At 36.5% G+C, this 241-nt stretch carries 1 protein-coding gene; it reads left to right on the top strand.

Annotated features, from left to right (window positions below; all coding sequences use genetic code 11):
• Nucleotides 1-241, top strand: a 241-nt coding sequence (locus tag TY19_RS09785) for an IS1 family transposase (protein ID WP_148300665.1), incomplete at both ends; no start/stop codon positions are given.

Below are 241 nucleotides of genomic sequence, written 5' to 3' on the forward strand. Positions count from 1 at the left end.
ATCAATGATTTGCCTGAGGATTTAAATGCACAAGTCACATGTTGTGAGAAAGATGAATTGGAAGTGGCTAAACTTGAAGGAAATGAGCGATGGAGTTTTGTAGGAAATAAGAAAAATGATCAGTGGTTATGGCTCATCTTACATAAAAAAAGTCGTCAAGTGCTTGCTATGCAAGTGGGTCCTCGAGATAAAAAAACCGCTGAGCTTCTTTTTGCAAAACTACCCGAATCATTAAAAAAAA

The sequence above is a fragment of the Candidatus Protochlamydia sp. R18 genome (assembly GCF_000648255.1).
Lineage (GTDB): Bacteria > Chlamydiota > Chlamydiia > Chlamydiales > Parachlamydiaceae > Protochlamydia > Protochlamydia amoebophila.